The sequence below is a fragment of the Finegoldia magna genome (assembly GCF_018371055.1).
Lineage (GTDB): Bacteria > Bacillota > Clostridia > Tissierellales > Peptoniphilaceae > Finegoldia > Finegoldia magna_I.
Window position 1 is genome coordinate 1 of sequence record NZ_JAGYZD010000344.1, and the last position, 1,258, is coordinate 1,258.

Below are 1,258 nucleotides of genomic sequence, written 5' to 3' on the forward strand. Positions count from 1 at the left end.
TATTAGTCATAAAGTTATATGAAACTTGTAAGTCTAAATTTCTATATTTACCAATAACCTTGCTATCATTTATCTTTACCTTTTTTATTTCTTCTAATAGCTTCTCTCCAGCTTCTTTCTTATCTAAAATTTTATTTGCACCAAGACTGATTGAAGTGAATTTACTATCTCCTTCTCCTAATTTCTCAACACTTGCAATATCTTCTTTAACTGCTTGTATTTCCATTTCAGTTTTTAAAATACTTTGAGGATAAAATTTATTTACCTTATCTTCAAGCTTATATTTATTAGATTTATAGTTTGCTTCCAGCATTTTTAGCTTTGTAACTTCGTTATCTAAATCCATTTTTTCTTTAATTAGAGGATTGCCAGTGGCTAAAGCCTTAATTTCTGAATAAGATAGACTTGCTTCATCAACATCTTCTGCAACTCTTACTGGAGTTTTTGAAGTCATAATTTGAGAAATGAATTTTTGCTTATTCTCTATCGTCTGCCACAAATAAGAATCAAAGGTATTTTCTGTTACATATCTAAAGATATTGACTTTATCATTTTCATTACCTTGACGAACAATTCTACCACTTCTTTGCTCTAGGTCAGACGGTCTCCATGGGACGTCTAAATCGTGTAAGGCTATTAGTTTATTTTGTACATTTGTACCTGCTCCCATTTTTTGAGTAGAACCTAATAAGACTCTTACTTCTCCTCTTCTTACCTTAGAGAACAATTCATCTTTTTGTTTGTCTGTATCTGCTTCGTGGATAAAGGCTATTTCTTCTTTAGGTATTCCCATATTCACTAGCTTATTTCTAATATCATCATAGATATTAAATTCTCCATCTCCTTTTGGTGTAGACATATCTGAAAATACTAATTGGGTCGATGAATTTTCTTTTGTCTTATCCCAGATTGAAAAGATATTTTTTACACATACATTTACCTTCGAATTAGGATCATCTGGAAGTAGTGGGTTTATTAATCTTTGGTCAAGGGCAAGTTTTTTACCATCATTTGTAATCTTTAGCATGTTATCTTCTGTAGGCTCGACTTGGTTATTTCTAACCGCATCAGCTCTTTCTGAAATAGCTTCTAATATTTCTTTTTGTTCCTCAGTAGGTTTTGTTTTAATAACTTCGAAGTTTGCTTCTGGTACTGGCAAATTTAACATATCTGAAGTCTTTATATCTGCTACTTCTTTAAACATGCTCATCAACTCTGGCAAGTTATAAAACTTTGAAAATCTTGTCTTTTGCCTATA

At 31.2% G+C, this 1,258-nt stretch carries 1 protein-coding gene; it reads right to left on the bottom strand.

The annotated features are described in order from the left end of the window. Window positions 1-1,258: helicase C-terminal domain-containing protein (locus KHW44_RS09745; RefSeq protein ID WP_304068932.1), on the bottom strand; the 1,258-nt coding region annotated here is incomplete at both ends.